At 65.4% G+C, this 15,694-nt stretch carries 12 protein-coding genes, 3 tRNA genes and 1 riboswitch; of the genes, 9 read left to right on the top strand and 6 right to left on the bottom strand.

Annotated elements, in window-relative coordinates; genetic code table 11:
* Nucleotides 1-2: 2 nt before the first annotated feature.
* The 5 genes from HNP49_RS01150 to HNP49_RS01130 all read left to right on the top strand — a co-directional run bounded on the left by HNP49_RS01150 (nt 3) and on the right by HNP49_RS01130 (nt 3,347).
* The gene (locus HNP49_RS01150; protein WP_184679879.1) at nt 3-749 is read left to right on the top strand and encodes an ABC transporter substrate-binding protein; all 747 of its coding nucleotides are present in this window, start codon (nt 3-5) and stop codon (nt 747-749) included.
* Nucleotides 736-1,392 carry a TIGR02281 family clan AA aspartic protease gene (locus tag HNP49_RS01145; protein WP_184679878.1) on the top strand — a complete coding sequence of 219 codons (657 nt, stop codon included), beginning with the start codon at nt 736-738 and terminating at the stop codon, nt 1,390-1,392. Before HNP49_RS01150 ends, HNP49_RS01145 begins: the two co-directional genes overlap by 14 nt.
* A gap of 136 nt (nt 1,393-1,528) precedes the next feature.
* On the top strand, nt 1,529-2,137 hold the full coding sequence (gene ribA, locus HNP49_RS01140) for a GTP cyclohydrolase II (RefSeq protein WP_184679876.1): 609 nt from the start codon (nt 1,529-1,531) through the stop codon (nt 2,135-2,137).
* The gene (locus HNP49_RS01135) at nt 2,134-2,553 is read left to right on the top strand and encodes an MFS transporter (protein ID WP_184679874.1); all 420 of its coding nucleotides are present in this window, start codon (nt 2,134-2,136) and stop codon (nt 2,551-2,553) included. The genes ribA and HNP49_RS01135 overlap by 4 nt, the downstream gene beginning before the upstream one ends.
* Complete coding sequence (locus HNP49_RS01130) at nt 2,520-3,347, top strand: cobalamin-binding protein (protein ID WP_409372511.1); 828 nt, start codon at nt 2,520-2,522, stop codon at nt 3,345-3,347. The genes HNP49_RS01135 and HNP49_RS01130 overlap by 34 nt, the downstream gene beginning before the upstream one ends.
* A 51-nt stretch (nt 3,348-3,398) precedes the next feature.
* Here the strand turns inward: HNP49_RS01130 and HNP49_RS01125 are convergent, their stop codons facing one another.
* The 3 genes from HNP49_RS01125 to HNP49_RS01115 all read right to left on the bottom strand — a co-directional run bounded on the left by HNP49_RS01125 (nt 3,399) and on the right by HNP49_RS01115 (nt 10,996).
* A complete protein-coding gene (locus HNP49_RS01125; protein WP_184679872.1) occupies nt 3,399-5,345 on the bottom strand; it encodes a TonB-dependent receptor in 1,947 nt (648 codons plus the stop codon).
* 96 nt (nt 5,346-5,441) lie between these two features.
* A riboswitch (cobalamin riboswitch) is annotated at nt 5,442-5,658 on the bottom strand.
* A gap of 51 nt (nt 5,659-5,709) precedes the next feature.
* The gene (dxs, locus tag HNP49_RS01120; protein ID WP_184679871.1) at nt 5,710-7,626 is read right to left on the bottom strand and encodes a 1-deoxy-D-xylulose-5-phosphate synthase; all 1,917 of its coding nucleotides are present in this window, start codon (nt 7,624-7,626) and stop codon (nt 5,710-5,712) included.
* Between the two features lie 91 nt (nt 7,627-7,717).
* Nucleotides 7,718-10,996: a carboxyl transferase domain-containing protein gene (locus tag HNP49_RS01115; protein WP_184679869.1), complete on the bottom strand. Its 3,279-nt coding sequence runs from the start codon at nt 10,994-10,996 to the stop codon at nt 7,718-7,720.
* Between the two features lie 230 nt (nt 10,997-11,226).
* Here HNP49_RS01115 and HNP49_RS01110 point away from each other — a divergent pair, with 230 nt between their 5' ends.
* Nucleotides 11,227-12,132: a phosphatase PAP2 family protein gene (locus tag HNP49_RS01110; protein ID WP_184679868.1), complete on the top strand. Its 906-nt coding sequence runs from the start codon at nt 11,227-11,229 to the stop codon at nt 12,130-12,132.
* On the opposite strand, the gene HNP49_RS01105 is transcribed toward HNP49_RS01110, so the two are convergent.
* Entirely contained in the window at nt 12,115-12,447 is a 333-nt protein-coding gene (locus HNP49_RS01105; protein ID WP_184679866.1) for a PilZ domain-containing protein, read from the bottom strand. The genes HNP49_RS01110 and HNP49_RS01105 overlap by 18 nt on opposite strands.
* A 45-nt stretch (nt 12,448-12,492) precedes the next feature.
* Nucleotides 12,493-14,886 (bottom strand): DUF1631 domain-containing protein, encoded by a 2,394-nt coding sequence (locus HNP49_RS01100; protein ID WP_184679865.1) that lies wholly within the window; start codon nt 14,884-14,886, stop codon nt 12,493-12,495.
* 280 nt (nt 14,887-15,166) lie between these two features.
* Between HNP49_RS01100 and HNP49_RS01095 the strand changes: the two genes are divergently transcribed.
* The 3 genes from HNP49_RS01095 (at nt 15,167) to HNP49_RS01085 (ending at nt 15,409) form a co-directional block, all read left to right on the top strand.
* A tRNA-Asn gene (locus tag HNP49_RS01095) sits at nt 15,167-15,242 on the top strand.
* 9 nt (nt 15,243-15,251) lie between these two features.
* A tRNA-Pro gene (locus HNP49_RS01090) sits at nt 15,252-15,328 on the top strand.
* Between the two features lie 5 nt (nt 15,329-15,333).
* Nucleotides 15,334-15,409: transfer RNA gene (locus HNP49_RS01085), tRNA-Lys, on the top strand.
* A gap of 99 nt (nt 15,410-15,508) precedes the next feature.
* Here the strand turns inward: HNP49_RS01085 and HNP49_RS01080 are convergent.
* On the bottom strand, nt 15,509-15,679 hold the full coding sequence (locus tag HNP49_RS01080) for a DUF3094 family protein (RefSeq protein ID WP_184679863.1): 171 nt from the start codon (nt 15,677-15,679) through the stop codon (nt 15,509-15,511).
* Between the last annotated feature and the right edge of the window lie 15 nt (nt 15,680-15,694).

The raw sequence follows: 15,694 nt of genomic DNA, 5'->3' as shown, positions 1-15,694 counted from the left end.
GCATGGGCAAGTGGTGGTTGCTGTTGGGCGCTCTGGCGCTGCTGCCGCAGGCGCAGGCCGGGCCGCTTCACAGGATCAATCTGGTCACCGAACAGTGGCCGGGACACACCAATCCAGACGGTACAGGGTTAGCCTTCGATCTGCTGCGCAAGGTCTATGAGCCGGCTGGGGTCGAACTCCACTACCGCATCGTGCCCTACACCCGCTCGATTGGCCTGGTACAGCGTGGCGAGGCGGATGCCTTCATCGGCGCGTATGCCAACGAGGTGCCGCGGGTGTTCTTTCCGCGCTGGCACTACGATGCCGACCAGATCAGCGCCCTGAGCCTGATCGATAAGCCGGTGCCGACCCTCGAGACGCTGGGTCGCTATCGCCTGTCGTGGGCGCGGGGATACAGCTACGAAAAGTATCTGCCCAATGTGCGCGAGTTCCGCGAGGTGCATCGGCGCGGGGGTATCCTCGCCATGCTTGATCGCGGGCATGCCGACTTCTTCATCGATGCCAGCACCGAGGTCGAGGATGTGCTGGCCGAGGCGGACAGCCCGCAGGGCTATCGGATTACCCCGCTGACCCGCTTGCCGCTGTACCTTGGCTTTGTCGATGATGCCCATGGCCGCGAGCTGGCGGCGATCTATGACCGGCGTCTGCAGGAACTGGTGCGTTCCGGTGCACTGCGGCCGCTGTTCAAGCGCTGGGATGCGCCGTACCCCTTCGACAAGGAACTGGAGAAACCTTATGCGTTGCCGTAACTCCCTTTCGCGCGGGCTGCTGCCCCTGTTGCTGGCCCTGGCGCCGCTGGCCTGGGCCGCGCCCGCCGTACAGGTGGTCGGCCTGTTTCCGGGAGCTGCCGTGCTCAATGTCGACGGCGTGCGCAAGCTGGTCAAGGTGGGGCAGGCCGGTCCGGCTGGCGTGCAGGTGGTCAGCGTCGATCGCACTGGTGCGCAATTGCGGGTCGAGGGTGTCGAGCGGCGTTATGAGCTCAGTCGCGACTACTCCCAGGGCTACAGCGCGCCGGAGAAGCAGCAGCTGAGCATTGCCCAGGGTGTGGGTGGGCACTATTGGGTGGCCGGGGCGATCAAGGGGCAGCCGGTGCAGTTCCTGGTCGATACCGGAGCGACCTCGGTGGCGATGAACGAGGCGCAGGCGCGCCGGCTGGGGATCGATTTTCGCGTGAGTGGCCGGCCGATGGTGGTCAATACCGCCAGTGGTGTCGCAAAGGCCTGGCAGATCACCCTGCCCAACGTCAAAGTCGGCAGTATCGAAGTGGTCGGTGTCGAAGCGGCGGTGCTCGAAGGCGATGCGCCGACTGATGTGCTGCTGGGCATGAGCTTCCTCAGTCGCGTGCGCTGGCGCGAAGAGCAGGGCGTTCTGCAGCTGGAATCGAAGCTCTGAGTCTTCGCTGAATCAACGCAAGCGAGCCCGTCATTCAGCCAGGCAATTGCCGCCATCGGCATGACCCCAGGGCCAGGCGCTGCTGTTACAATGCCCGCCCTGATTTCCACCTGCTGCCGATTTCCAGGAGCTCCCGGTGTCTGTCGTTTTTGTCGCCGCCTCGCAATTGCCCACGCCCTTCGCGGTGTTCACCATGCATGGTTTCCTCGATGAGGCCAGTGGCAAGGAGCATGTGGCTCTGACCCTGGGAGACGTGGCCGATGGTGCCCCGGTACTGGGGCGTCTGCATTCCGAATGCCTGACCGGTGATGCCCTGTTCAGTCAGCGTTGCGACTGTGGCGCACAGCTGGAGGCAGCCTTGCGGGCGATTGCCGCCGAAGGTCGTGGCGTGCTCCTGTACCTGCGCCAGGAAGGTCGTGGCATCGGTCTGCTGAACAAGATCCGCGCCTATGAGTTGCAGGATGGTGGTGCCGACACGGTAGAGGCCAACGAGCGTCTGGGCTTTGCCGCCGACCAGCGCGACTACTCGATCTGCCAGCCGATGCTCGATCATCTGGGCATCAGCACCATCAAGCTGATGACCAACAATCCGCGCAAGGTCAATGCTTTGGAAGGCTTTGGCGTGCGCGTGGCCGAGCGCGTTCCGCTGCAGGTCGGCCTCAATCCGCACAACAAGCTGTACCTGGCGACCAAGGCCGGCAAGCTGGGGCACATGCTCGGCCTCAAGCACCAGGAAGAAGAATGACTCGCGGCGAGGTGCGTCGGCGCCTGGCCGTGCAGTGGTGGCGTCAGCTGCTGCTGAGCCTGGCACCCTTGCTGGCGACGAGCCTTGTTTTCGGCGGGGATGCCGCCCTGCTGGCCATTCTGGAAATGCCGCTGTTCATTGCCGCTCTGGCCTCGCTGTTCGTGACCCTGCCGTTGTTCTCCGCCTACAAGCGCGCCTTGATTGCCACCGAGCGCAGCCTCGATACCGCTGCCGAGCATGACGCCTGGCTGGCCTTGGCGCGTCAGCGCAGCAAGGGCCTGCTGGCGGCTGGTCTGCCAGCCTGGATAGGCGCCCTGGCGGTGCTCGCCGGACTCAATGCGGTGGCCCTGACCCTGCTGGCGCTGGCCAGCGTGGTGCTGCTGTGGCTCTATCGCCTCCCGCCTCAGCTGGGCTGAAAACCGCCCTGGCACTGGGTGCCTTGCTGCTGGCGCAGTCGCTGGCAGCGGCGCCCCGGGTGATTACGCTGGCCCCTTCACTGGCTGAAATCATGGTCGAGCTGGACAGCGCCGACCTGGTGGTCGGGGTGCTGGACTCCGGTGTGCGCCCGTCTGTCTTGCTCGATCGCCCCTCGGTTGGACGGCATGCCCAGCTGGAGCTGGAAAGCCTGCTCAGTCTCAAGCCCGATCTGGTGCTGCTCTGGCCGGACAGTATTTCCCGCAGCCAGCGCGAGCAGCTCGAAGGCCTGGGCATCCCGCTGTATGTGGCCGAGCCCCATGATCTGGATCAGTTGGCCGGGCAGTTCCGCGAAATCGCCGTGCAGCTGGGGCGGGCCGAGGCGGGCGAACGCCTGTCGGCACGCTTCACCCAGGGCCTGGCCGACTTGCGCCAGCGCTATGCCCGGCGCGAGCCGGTGACGGTGTTCTATCAGGTCTGGCACGAGCCGCTGTTCACCCTGGGCGGGCAACAGATCGTCAGCGATGCGCTGCGTGTGTGCGGTGCGCGCAATGTGTTCGCCGACCTGTCCCTGCCGGCACCGCAGGTCAGCGTCGAGGCGGTGCTGGCGCGTGATCCGCAAGTGATCCTGGGCGGCAGCGACGCTCAGCTGGAACCCTGGCAGCAGTGGTCGACCCTGCAGGCGGTGCGCAAGCGGCAACTCTGGGAGGTGCCCGACAAGGGGCTGGAGCGGCCGAGTTTCCAGATGCTCGGCGCGCTGGAAAAACTCTGCGCGGTGCTGCACGAGGCCCGGTAGGCAGGCATCAAGCAAAAGGCCCCGGAAGGGGCCTTTTGTTGTTCAGCGGTTTCAGAAGCGGTAGCCGACACTCAGCTGCACATCTTCCTCGGCCGCCGGGTACAGGCCTTTGCTGCCGGGAACCCAGTTGGCGTAGGTCGCAAAGCTGTCGTAGCGCTTGCCGGTCAGGTTGTTGACCCGCAGCTTGCTGGTGAACTGCTGGTAGTCGTAGCTCAGCGCGGCATTGAACAGGGTGTAGCCGCCTTCGCGGGGCATGGCGTGGCCATCGTCACTGGCCAGGTAGCGTGCCCCGGTGTATTCCGATTCCAGGTAGCCCTTGAGCCCCGGCAGGATCTGGTAGCTGACATGGGCGCTGGCGCTGTGGCGGGAGACCCACGGCACTTCATTGCCCTGATAGTTGCCGTCGCGGTATTCGGAGTCGGTGAAGCTGTACTGACCGCCGACGGAGAGGCGGCTGGTCAGCTGGCGTTCGGCTTCCAGCAGCAGACCGTCGCGGCGGGTCTTGTCCAGGTTGATGTTGGCGCCGGGAAAACCGAAGGGGCCGGCGGCCAGCGGGTCGTACATCAGTTCGTCGGTCAGATCCAGGCGATACAGAGTGGCCTGGTAGCGCTGCACGCCATCCTGCCATTCCAGTCCGCTTTCCCAGGAGGTACCGGTTTGTGGCTTGAGAAAGTCCACGTCCGGACCGACGAAGCCGTTCTCGTCGACGTTGGCCCAGCGCAGGACATCCTCGCGCTTGACGAAGGCGCGCAGCTGTTCGTCGACCTGCCAGTTCAGCCCCAGGCTGCTGCTGCCTTCGCGGTCGGTGTGGCTGGTGTCGGCACCCTTGTTGCGGTCTTCGGCCTCGCTGGCGCGGTAGCCAGCGGTGAGGCTGACGCTGTCGGTCAGCGGCTGGGTCAGCTGGCCGTACCAGTCGCGCAGGGTCTGGCGGAACAGGGTGGCGCCATAGCTGGAGCGGTATTCGTAGTCGCTCTGAGTGTGGTCATGACCGAACAGCCAGTCGCTGCGTCCCAGGCTGCTGTCGAAGTGACCGGACAGGCGCGGGCTGAAGGTTTCCACACGGGTGCCCTGGGTGAAGGGCGAGTCGCCCCAGGCGCTGTTGTAGGTGCCCTGACCGTCGGTGTCGCGGTGACTGTAGTCGAGATCGGCGGTCAGCCAGTCGTTCAGCGCCTGTTGCAGGGCCAGGCGGTGTACCTGGGTGTTGCTGTCATTCCAGCCATTGGAGTTGGCGGCGTAGCTGGCCTTGCGGTCGCTACGGCGCTGGGCTGCGGTCAGGTAGCCGGGAAATTTCAGCTCATCGTCGATGCTCTGGTATTCGTAGAGGGCGTGGCCGCCTTCGTGGTCGTGGCGCAGACGCAGGAAGGCGTCGTCATAGCTGGCGTTGTTGTGGTCGCGGTAGCCGTCGCTGTTGCGTGCTTCGCCACTGGCATAGGCGGAGAAACCGGCGCCGAGCTGCTGGTAGACATGCCCGCGATAGGCTTCCAGGTCATGGCTGCCGATGCTGCTCTCGACATAGGCCTCGTTGTCCTTGGGCTGACGGGTGATGATGTTGATCACCCCGCCGACGGCCTGATCGCCATAGAGCACGGTGCCTGCGCCGCGCAGGATTTCGATGCGCTCGATATTGGCCAGCGGCACGCTGTTGAGGTCCGGCCCCTGCAGGCTGGGGTTGTTCAGGCGGCGGCCGTCGACCAGCACCAGGGTGTTGTTGGCCGCGTTCTCGCCGAAGCCGCGCAGGCTGACACCGACACGGTTGCCGTCGCCCAGGGTGTCGCGGATCTGCAGGCCTGCCTGGCCGCGCAGCACGTCCACCAGTGCGCTGGCGCCACTGGCTTCGATCTGCTTGCGGTCGATGACCTTGACGCTGGCCGGGGTGGTTTGCTGAATCGGCGTGGCGCGGGTCACCACCAGTGGTGGAATTTCCAGCGCCTGCTGAGCGTCAGCCAGGGTCAGTGTAGGGGCAAGGGAGATGGCCAGGGCCAGGTGGGACAATTTCATCAGGAAGCCTCAAAAGCGGGAATGAACTTTTGAGGAGGGCAGACAAGCACAGCCCTGCATGTGCGGGCTGTGCTTGACGGTGCTGCCCTCCGCAACACCAGTCGACTCCATCCAGGCCGGTCTCCGGACTCTCGAGGCTCAGTCGTTCGCCTTCCCAGGACGAGTCCCAGTGGCTTGCTGAACGCCTGTGCAGCCCTCTGGCTGCGCTCGATTACCGTTGCGGGGGCAGTGCCGGGATAGCTCGTGATGAGCGCACCGGCTTCCCGATTATCACCAGCCTGAAGGCTGGCGCACCTGGGTGGAACACCAAACGCCGCGCACCTTAAGGGGCGCGGCCATGAAAAACAAGCAGATCAGATCGGGTTTAGCGTGAATTCTGCTCAAGCAGCGCCAGGCGCTGGCGGATGCTGGCTTCGATGCCGGCGGCATCCAGGCCGCACTCGGCGAGCATGTCTGCCGGTTTGGCGTGCTCCACGTAGTAGTCCGGCAAACCCAGGTGCAGCATGGGCTTGATCCGGCCTTCGGCGGCGAGAAACTCGCTGACCGCGCTGCCGGCGCCGCCCATGATGCTGTTTTCCTCGATGGTCACCAGCAGTTCGTGGCTGTCGGCCAGTTCGCGCAACAGGGCTTCGTCCAGCGGTTTGACGAAGCGCATGTCGACCACGGTGGCATCCAGTGTCTCGCCTACCTTTAGGGCCTCGGCCAGTTGCACGCCGAATACCAGTAGCGCGGTCTTCTGACCCTGACGACGGATCACGGCCTTGCCGATTTCCAGCGGCAACAGCTCTGTTTCGATGGGCGCATTCGGGCCGCTGCCGCGCGGGTAGCGTACCGCCGCCGGGCCATTGAACAGGTGCCCGGTGGTGAGCATGCGGCGCAGTTCGTTTTCGTCGCTGGGGGTCATGATCAGCATGCCCGGAATGCAGCGCAGGTAGGACAGATCGAAGCTGCCGGCGTGGGTCGGGCCGTCTTCGCCGACCAGACCGGCGCGGTCGATGGCGAACAGCACGTCGAGGTTCTGCACCGCCACGTCATGGATCAGTTGGTCGTAGGCGCGCTGCAGGAAGGTGGAGTAGATCGCCACCACCGGCTTGATGCCGTCGCAGGCCATGCCTGCGGCCAGGGTCACGGCGTGCTGCTCGGCGATGGCGACGTCGAAATAACGCTCCGGGAAGCGCTCGCTGAACGCCACCAGATCGGAGCCTTCCTTCATCGCCGGGGTGATGCCGACCAACCGTGGATCTGCGGCGGCCATATCGCACAGCCACTGGCCGAAAACGCTGGAGTATTTGGGGCCGGAGGGCCGCTTCGGGATAGAGAGGGGCGCGGCCTCGGCGTTGAGCGGTTCCAGCTTGGTGATCGCGTGGTAGCCGATTGGATCGGCCTCGGCCGGGGCGAAGCCCTTGCCCTTCTTGGTGATCACATGGAGGAACTGCGGGCCTTCCAGGTCGCGCATATTGCGCAGCGTGGCCAGCAGGGTCGGCAGGTCGTGGCCGTCGATCGGGCCGACGTAGTTCCAGCCGAGCTCTTCGAACAGGGTGCCGGGCACCAGCATGCCCTTGGCGTGCTCCTCGACCTTGCGCGCGATCTCCCAGGCGCCGGGCAGGTGCGAGAGGATCTTCTTGCTGCCCTCGCGCATGCTCGAATAGGTGCGGCTGGAGATGATCTTGGCCAGGTAGGTGGACAGGCCGCCGACGTTCTTCGAAATCGACATGTCGTTGTCGTTGAGGACCACCAGCATGTTGGCCTTGACGTCGGAGGCGTGATTAAGCGCCTCGAAGGCCATGCCGGCGGTCAGCGCGCCGTCGCCGATCACCGCCACGCTCTTGCGCGGCGAGCCCTGCAGGCGTGCAGCGATGGCCATGCCCAGCGCCGCACCGATGCTGGTGCTGGAGTGGCCGACGCCAAAGGTGTCGTACTCGCTCTCGCTGCGACGCGGGAAGGCTGCCAGGCCATCCTTCTGACGCAGTGTGCTCATGCGCTCACGGCGACCGGTGAGGATCTTGTGCGGGTAGGCCTGGTGGCCGACATCCCACACCAGACGGTCATCCGGGGTGTCGAAGATGTAGTGCAGGGCGATGGTCAGCTCGATCACGCCGAGGCCCGCGCCGAAATGCCCACCGGTCTGGCCGACGCTGTACAGCAGGTACTGGCGCAGCTCGTTGGCCAGGGCTTCCAGTTCGCTTTCCGCCAGGCGACGCAGGCCGGCCGGGGTGTCGGCACGGTCGAGCAGCGGTGTGACGGGGCGCTCGCGGGGGATCTGGTGGAAGGTCGTCGGCATCAGGCGGATCGTTATAGGCATAAAAAGACGCGCAGTTTACCCGAAAGCACCGCCCTTCGGCAGCGCGGCGCAGGGCCGCGCTGCCGCTGTCTCACCAGGTGTCGACAAATGGCCGCTTCTTGCCGGTTCGCGCGGCCGGGCGCGGCGTGGCATTCAGCCCGCGCAGCAGCCAGGCACGGGTCTCGGCGGGGTCTATGACGGCATCTATTTCGAGGTAACTGGCCATATTCAGCCCTTTGCCGTTCTCGTAGGCCTTGGCCACCAGCTTGTCGAACAGCGCCTGCTGCGCCACTGCGTCCGCCTGGGCCGCCAGTTCCTTGGCGAAGCCCAGGCGTACCGCGCCTTCCAGGCCCATGGCGCCGAACTCGCCGCTGGGCCAGGCGATGGTGAACAGCGGCGAGTGGAAGCTGCCGGCGGCCATGGCCTGGGCGCCGAGGCCGTAGCCCTTGCGCAGCACCACGGTGAAGAACGGCACGCTGAGGCTGGCGGCGGCGACGAACATGCGTGATACGTGGCGCACCGTGGCCTGTTTCTCCGCCTCCGGCCCGACCATAAAGCCAGGGGTGTCGCACAGCGACAGCAGGGGGATGTCGAAGGCATCGCACAGCTGCATAAAGCGCGCGGCCTTGTCGCCGGCCGCTGCGTCGATGGCACCGCCCAGGTGCGCGGGGTTGTTGGCGATCAGGCCGAACGGCTTGCCTTCGATGCGGACCAGGGCGGTGATCAGGCCCAGGGCGAACTGGCGGCGCAGTTCCAGCACCGAGTCGCGGTCGGCCAGCAGCTCGATCACTCGGCGGATGTCGTAGACGCGCAGGCGGTTTTCCGGGATCAGGTGGCGCAGCTCGCGCTGGTCGGCGCAGTCCCAGTCGGCCAGCGGTCCCTGGAAGTAGGACAGGTACTGTTTGGCCACCTCAACGGCTTCGGCTTCATCCGCCACCCGCACGTCGATCACCCCGTTGGGGCCCTGCACCGACACCGGGCCGACCTCTTCGGGCCTGAAGCTGCCCAGGCCGCCGCCTTCGATCATGGCCGGACCGGCCATGCCGATACTGGCGTTTTCGGTGGCGATGATCACGTCGCAGCAGCCGAGCAGGGCGGCATTGCCGGCGAAGCAGCGCCCGGAGACCACGCCGACCAGCGGCACCAGGCCGGAGAGTCTGGCCATGCCAACGAAAGTGTGGCAGTCCAGCCCGGCCACGCCGACGAAGTCGGTATCGCCGGGCCGGCCGCCGCCGCCCTCGGCGAACAGCACCAGCGGCAGGCGCCACTGTTCGGCCAGCTGCAGCATGCGGTCGGTCTTCTTGTGGTTGATCACGCCCTGGGTGCCGGCGAAGACCGTGTAGTCGTAGGCGATGGTCATGCAGCGCGCCGTTTCGCTGCCGAACTGGCCGGCGTTGACCGTGCCGATGCCGGCGACCAGGCCATCGGCCGGGCTCAGCTCCATCAGCTCCTCGGCTGAACGACGCCGTCGTTGCGCGGCCAGGGCCAGGGCGCCGTATTCGATGAAGCTGCCGTCATCCAGCAGGTCGGTGAGGTTCTCGCGCACCGTGCGCTGGCCCGTCTTGCGCCGCTTGGCCACGGCCTGGGGGCGGCGTTCGTCGGTGAGGCGTGCGTGGCGCTCCAGCACTTCGGCCAGGTCGGCGCGGATATGCGCCAGGTCCAGGCTCTGTTCGTTGTGGCCGTGCTCGGCGGCCACCTCGGCCGGTTCGATGAACAGCAGCGCCTGGCCTTCGGCCAGGGTATCGCCCGGCTGGGCGACCAGCGCGCGGATGATGCCGCTGTGGCTGGCGCGCACCTCGAACTCCATCTTCATCGCCTCCAGCACGGCGATGGTCTGGCCGGCGGCCACCGCGTCGCCCTCGGCCACTTCCAGGCACACCAGCACGCCGGTGCTCGGCGTGTTCAGCGGCTGGGTGCCGGGCGGGGCGTCGACCGGTCGCGGGCCGGTCGCGGACTGTGCCAGGCTGGCGGAAAAATAGTGATGGGCATGAGCTTTGGGCTGGGCCGCGAGCAGCTCGTCCAGGCGGCTCTCGACGAAGCGGGTGCTGACCCGGTTGCCCTGCACCTCGGGCAGGCGCAGCAGGTTCTGCAGCAGATGCAGGTTGCTCGCCACGCCGTCCAGGCGGAATTCGCACAGCGCGCGGTAGGCGCGGCGCAGGGCGGCGGGGTAGTCGGGTGCGGTGGCTATCAGCTTGGTCAGCAGTGAGTCGTAGCTGGGGCTGACCGGGTAGCCGGCGTAGCCGTAGCCGTCCACCCGCAGGCCGGGGCCGCTGGGCGGCTCGTAGGCGGCGAGAGTGCCGACCGCCGGGCGCGTGCTGCCGTCGGCGTGAAGGGTTTCCAGGTTGATCCGCAGCTGCACGGCGCAGCCCTGCACGGCCGGTGGCTGGCGCAGGCCCAACTGGTCGAGGGAAGCGCCGGCAATCAGGCGGATCTGGGTGTGCAGCAGATCGACGCCGGTGATCTGTTCGGTCACGGTGTGCTCCACCTGCACCCGCGGGTTGGCTTCCATGAAATAGAAGCGCTCCGGTTGCTCGGCATCGAGGAGGAATTCGAAGGTGCCGATGCCGCGGTAGCTCACCGCGCCGGCCAGTTGCAGGGCGCACTCGATGATCGCCGCGCGCACCTCGTTGTCGAGGTCTGGGCTGGGAGCGATTTCCACCAGCTTCTGGTTGCGCCGCTGCAAACTGCAGTCGCGCTCCCACAGGTGGCTGACCGTGCTGCCATCGCCGAGCACCTGCACCTCGATATGCCGCGCCTGGCGCACCAGTTGCTCGACATACAGGGCGCCGTTGCCGAACGCCGCCTGGGCCTCGGACTGGCAGCGCGCATAGGCCTCGGCCAGCTCGTCCTGCGCGAACACCGCGCGCATGCCGCGCCCGCCGCCGCCGGCCAGGGCCTTGAGCATCACCGCGCCATGTTCGGCGCAGAAGGCCTGGGCCTGCTCCAGGCTCACCGCCTGGTTGATTCCGACCACCAGAGGTACGCCGCAGCGTTCGGCCAGGGCGCGGGCGGCGGCCTTGTCGCCAAACAGTTCCAGTACGCTCGGATCAGGGCCGATAAAGACGATGCCGGCGGACTGGCAGCGGCGAGCGAACTCGGCGTTCTCGGCGAGAAAACCGTAGCCGGGATGGATGGCGTCGCAGCCCTGGGCGCGGGCCACTTCGATCAGTTGGTCCATGTCCAAGTAGGCCGGCACGCCGCGCCCGCGCAGCGGCACGGCGAGATCGGCCTTGCGCGTGTGCAGGCTAGCGCCGTCGTCTTCGGCGAACACCGCCACCGAGCGAATGTCCAGGTCAGCGCAGGCGCGTGCGATGCGGATGGCAATCTCGCCGCGGTTGGCGATCAGGATGGTATTGAAGGGTGCGCTCATGGGGCTCCAGCTTATTTTTGTACTGTGTGGAGGGCAGTTGGCTCGGTGTTGGCGGCAGGGCCCCGGCTGGTGTCGATGCTAGCGCGAAGTGCCAGGCGACCGTTGTATGCCTGTGAATACAGGGCATGAATGGTTGCCTAAGTGTGGTCGGGGCCATGTACGAGGATTGCGTGGCGCGGCAAATTCCGGCCAGACTGGCGGTATTGCCCCGACCCTGATGAGAAGCATTGATGCCCGAGATTCTTCACGACCTGTCCTGGGTCCTGCCCTTGCGCCACGACTGGCTGACGCCGCTGATGCATGGCTTCACCCAGCTGGGTTACGAGAAGTTCATCCTGTTCTTCCTGCCGCTGGGTTACTGGGCCTGGAACAAGCCGTTGTTCCTGCGCCTGTTCCTGCTGGTGGCCTTTACTGCGGTGTTCAATGCGTTCTGCAAGGATCTCTGGCAGGACCCTCGTCCGGCGCTGGACTATCGCATGGACCATGAAGTGGGGCAGAGCTTTGGGCTGCCCAGTGGCCATGCGCAGATCGCCGTGGTGCTCTGGCTCTGGCTGGCCTATGAGTTGCGCCAGCGCTGGATGTGGCTACTCAGTGGGGTGGTGGTCAGCGGCATCATTTTTAGTCGCCTGTATCTGGGGGCCCATGATCTGGAGGATGTGTTGGGCGGTGCGCTGCTCGGCGCGCTGACCCTGCTCGGTTTCGCGCTGGTGCAGCCGCTGCGCTGGTGGCGCGAGGCGAATGCCTTCTGGCATCTGGGGCTTATCGTGCTGCTGGCGTTGGGCTTTCAGCTGGCCTGGCAAGGCACGGCGCCACATTACGTGCCGTTGCTGGCGGCGATGCTGGTCGGGGTACTGCTCGGTTATCGTCTGGAAGGCCGCTGGCTGGATAGTCATGCGCAGGTCTCCACCTGGCGGCGGCTGTTGGCGGCGGCGCTGGGTGCTGGTGCGTTTCTACTGTTGCAAGTGGCGCTCAAGGCGCTGGCAGACCTGTGGCCGCTGCAGGACTGGCTGTGGCAGGTGGTTCGCGGCCTGATCATGGGCCTTTTTGTGGCCGCCTTGATGCCGTGGGTCCTGGTGCGCCTGCAATTGCTCGGCGCACGGGCTTCGCGGCCTCTGGCTTCAGAGGTGCTCGAGTAGCGATTCCAGATGGGCGCTGTTGCTCTCGTCGATATCGATGATGTGAAAGCCCGCCCAGCAGTGCTGGTTGTCGGCGCCGGGACGGCTCCACAGGCAGTCGGCGCCCACCTCTACTGGGGGCAGTTCATCCAGTGGTGGGCAGGGCTGCAGGCGGCACTCCCACACCGAGTCTGCGGCGATGGGCTCTTCGCTGAACAGCATGAAGCCGTCCAGCGACAGGTCGACGATGCGGCCCAGGCGGCGCCCGCTGTGCACATCAAAGACCTCCAGCGTCACCTCGGCAGCGTGGCGGTTGTGCAGGCGTCGTTCATCCATTCTCGCTCCTCAGGCCGTTTGAGCGGCCGGATTGCATTCGGGTAGTCAGTGGGCCGTGCTGGGTGTGCGTCCGGTGAAGCGTTGCAGGGCCCGGTAGATGGCGCCGAGGGCGCGGTCCACCAGAGGCGCGTTGCGCTCGCGGGGCAGCAGGCGAGCTTTGCCCTGTTCCATTTCTTCGGCCAACTGGCCGATGGGTTTGACGGCCACCCGTTGGCCCGCATGGTCGACAAACATGTAGTTGCGCGTGGTCGGGCTGAACCAGGACAGCTTGAGGGTTTGCGTGTCGTCGCCGTTGACGAACTCGAACCAGACGCCAAACTCCAGGGTTTCCAGTTCCTTGACGAAGCCCTGTGCGCGAGCTGACAGCGAGCCTTTCGGTCGCGGCGCCTTGGCGAGTTCGGCGTCTTCGCCGAGCATGGCGCCGAGGGCGCTCTCCTGCAGTTGCGGCTTGAGCCTGGCGGCCAGCTGTGGCTGTTTGGCTTGCACTGCGTGCTGGCAGGCTACTATGTCCTGCAGCAGGCGACGAATGCCGTCTTCGTGATAGCCGCCGAGCAGTTCCAGGCCCTTGCGCAACTCTTCGAGCAAGCCTATACGCAGCTGGCCGAGTTGCGCGCGGCCGTTCTCGTCCAGCGGCGTGCCACTCCAGGCCAGTTGTTCGGCGGTGTCGCAGGCTTTCTGCCATTCGCCACTACGCTCGCCGCCGCGCAGAAGGATGAACACCAGCACGTCGGTCCAGGTCAGTTCGAGAAAGTTCTTCAGCAGTGGCGGCAACTCGCGGCCATGCAGGCATTTTTCGATGGCTTCGACTGCCTGCTGGCGCGCGCCGAGCAGCTTGTCGCGCCCCTTGGCGGCCTCCACGGCACGCCGCTCGCGCAGCTCGACCTTGTGCTTGAGGGTGGCGACGTATTCATTGAACTCGTCAAGCAGGCTGTCGAATAGCTGCAGGTCGCCATTGAAGCTGTGGATGACCCGCTCGACCACCCAGTGCATCTTCGCCAGCAGACCACTGTCATCGCCTTCGCCGCCATACAGCACGCCCGCCTGGGCCATGCTGTTGAGCAGCTGGCGGGCCGGGTGCTGGTGCTGGGTAAAGAGTGCCTTGTCGTGCAGGGCGACCTTCAGGTACGGCGTGTGCAGGTGAGACAGCGCAGTCTTGCAGTTGTCCGGCAGGTTGTCGTCATCGAGGATGAAGTCGAACAGCATGCCGACCAGGTCGATCACATCGGCTTCTTCGTCGGCCAGTTTTTGCTGGCCGGGCAACTGGCTGATGGCTTCCAGCTGTTCATGCAACTCGGCTTTGAGGCCTTCCACTGCCTGGGGTTGTTGCAGGCGGCTTTGCAGGTCCTGGCCGGAGCTTTGTTGCAGCCGATTGAGGGCGTTGAGCAGTTCGCTGGCGCTGTAGGTGCTGTGTGCGCCCTGCGGGGCATAGCTGGCAATGCTGCGCGAGCCGCCGAACAGCGGGGCATGGGGCGCTTGCTGGCGCTGTTCGGCCATGAGCGAGCTGAGGTCGGAGAACAGCTGCGCCGGGCTCTGCTCGCCGGTCTGTCCGTTGCTCTCACCCGGCAGGCTATTGCCAGCGGGCGCTGCGGCACTCGATGCAGGGCTACCACCGCCCTGGGGGTTGAAACCACTGTAGGCAGCGGCTGCTGCGGGTGCCATGGGCTGGGCCGGGCTGTGGGCGGGTGGCTCGGTGCTGGGCTGGTGTTCTGTCGGTGCGGCGACCGGCGGACTGCTGCGGCCGGCGGCATGGGTCGGCCGGTACTTGAGGTTCGGCAGCAAGCCGGCCTCAATCAGCTTCTGGTTGAGTTCGGCAAACAGGCTGTCCAGGCTACTCATCAGGTACTGATCGAACAGCTGGTAAAGAGTCAGGCGAATACTCAGCGGGAACGGCGAGCCTTTGAGCGTTTCGCGGAAGGCCTGGGCGATCAGGCGCGGGCCGAAGGGATTGTCTTCTTCGCGTGGCTTGAGGCCATTGTTGAGCAGGGCCAGGCGTTGTTCCAGGCCAAACAGGGGTTGTGCGCAGCGGGCGTTGACCCGGCTGGTCATGTTGGTGACCTGCAGGCTTTCCTCGTAATCGTCGTTCTGCACCAGGCTCAGGTCGTCCAGGCCGACCTGTTCGCTTACGGCAGTCTGGCAGCGGCCTTCGGCAAAGGCGCTGAGCTTCTGGCCAAGCCACTGATGGTAGGCCCGCTCCAGGTGCACGCGCTGCTTGCGGATCTCACGCATGCTGTCGAAGTACAGCGTTTGCTCGCTGTTGCTGCTGGCCTTGTCGGCGCACTCGAAGAGTGCGTCATCGACGCCGGCGAATACCGCCTCCAGCTGTTTGGCCAGATGGTTAAGCAACAACTGGCGGCAGCCTTGCAGCAGGTCGCCGAAGCGCGGTTGCGGCATGCGGCTGCTCAGGGATACGACGTTTGGCTTGCTGTCCTGTTCATTCATGAGGCATTCCTGCGGAGCAGGCCATTGAGGCGGTGGGGGCGCATATCGATCAGGGCAGTCAAAGAGAGTGGCGTCTGGTGTGCGGCGAGTGTGCTGAGTGCACATCTGTGCTTGTGATCACATCTTGGCTAGATATAGCAGCTCGCGCCGTGCCCTGCAAAGAATAAGAGCGAGTTGTAAATCAAGGGGTTGACAGCGCGTCGCGGAAACGTAAAATGGCGCGCCTCAGATGCGGGAACGGATTAAACCGAACCAGTAGCTGGGATTGGAAGACCGAAGTTCCGCGATAGCTCAGTCGGTAGAGCAAATGACTGTTAATCATTGGGTCCCTGGTTCGAGTCCAGGTCGCGGAGCCAACTTCCAGCCGGGGTATAGCGCAGTCCGGTAGCGCGCCTGCTTTGGGAGCAGGATGTCAGGAGTTCGAATCCCCTTACCCCGACCATTTTTGGGTCGTTAGCTCAGTCGGTAGAGCAGTTGGCTTTTAACCAATTGGTCGTAGGTTCGAATCCTACACGACCCACCATATAGAAATGCAGAGAGCCCGCCTTGTGCGGGCTTTTTGTTGTGCACGAAAAAGGGCTTCATCTCGCCGGGCTTAGGCTCGTTCCGGGGGGGCTGATGCTTAGACGAGCTGGCTAAGGAGTCGGCTGAGCAGGCCCAGGGCAATCACTGCCGCCAGCAGGATGGCCAGTAGCCGCCAGGGCCGGAAGGGCTGGCGTTGGACCTGATGCTGGGGGGCGCTCAGGTAGTGGTCTACCTTGGCCTGGTCTTCGGCGCTGAGTTGGCTGGGCATGCGGGCCTCGCTGGC

The sequence above is a fragment of the Pseudomonas fluvialis genome, from assembly GCF_014207935.1.
Classification (GTDB): Bacteria; Pseudomonadota; Gammaproteobacteria; order Pseudomonadales; family Pseudomonadaceae; genus Aquipseudomonas; species Aquipseudomonas fluvialis_A.
Note: the sequence above shows the minus strand (reverse complement) of the source record. Positions and strands in the feature narration are given on the sequence as shown.

What these genes read in the sequence shown, in the direction of transcription:
- HNP49_RS01150 (WP_184679879.1), top strand. Translation starts at nt 3, where the DNA reads ATGGGCAAGTGGTGGTTGCTGTTGGGCGCTCTGGCGCTGCTGCCGCAG.
- HNP49_RS01145 (WP_184679878.1), top strand. Translation starts at nt 736, where the DNA reads ATGCGTTGCCGTAACTCCCTTTCGCGCGGGCTGCTGCCCCTGTTGCTG.
- HNP49_RS01135 (WP_184679874.1), top strand. Translation starts at nt 2,134, where the DNA reads ATGACTCGCGGCGAGGTGCGTCGGCGCCTGGCCGTGCAGTGGTGGCGT.
- HNP49_RS01125 (WP_184679872.1), bottom strand. Translation starts at nt 5,345, where the DNA reads ATGAAATTGTCCCACCTGGCCCTGGCCATCTCCCTTGCCCCTACACTG.
- dxs (WP_184679871.1), bottom strand. Translation starts at nt 7,626, where the DNA reads ATGCCGACGACCTTCCACCAGATCCCCCGCGAGCGCCCCGTCACACCG.
- HNP49_RS01115 (WP_184679869.1), bottom strand. Translation starts at nt 10,996, where the DNA reads ATGAGCGCACCCTTCAATACCATCCTGATCGCCAACCGCGGCGAGATT.
- HNP49_RS01110 (WP_184679868.1), top strand. Translation starts at nt 11,227, where the DNA reads ATGCCCGAGATTCTTCACGACCTGTCCTGGGTCCTGCCCTTGCGCCAC.
- HNP49_RS01105 (WP_184679866.1), bottom strand. Translation starts at nt 12,447, where the DNA reads ATGGATGAACGACGCCTGCACAACCGCCACGCTGCCGAGGTGACGCTG.
- HNP49_RS01100 (WP_184679865.1), bottom strand. Translation starts at nt 14,886, where the DNA reads ATGAATGAACAGGACAGCAAGCCAAACGTCGTATCCCTGAGCAGCCGC.
- HNP49_RS01080 (WP_184679863.1), bottom strand. Translation starts at nt 15,679, where the DNA reads ATGCCCAGCCAACTCAGCGCCGAAGACCAGGCCAAGGTAGACCACTAC.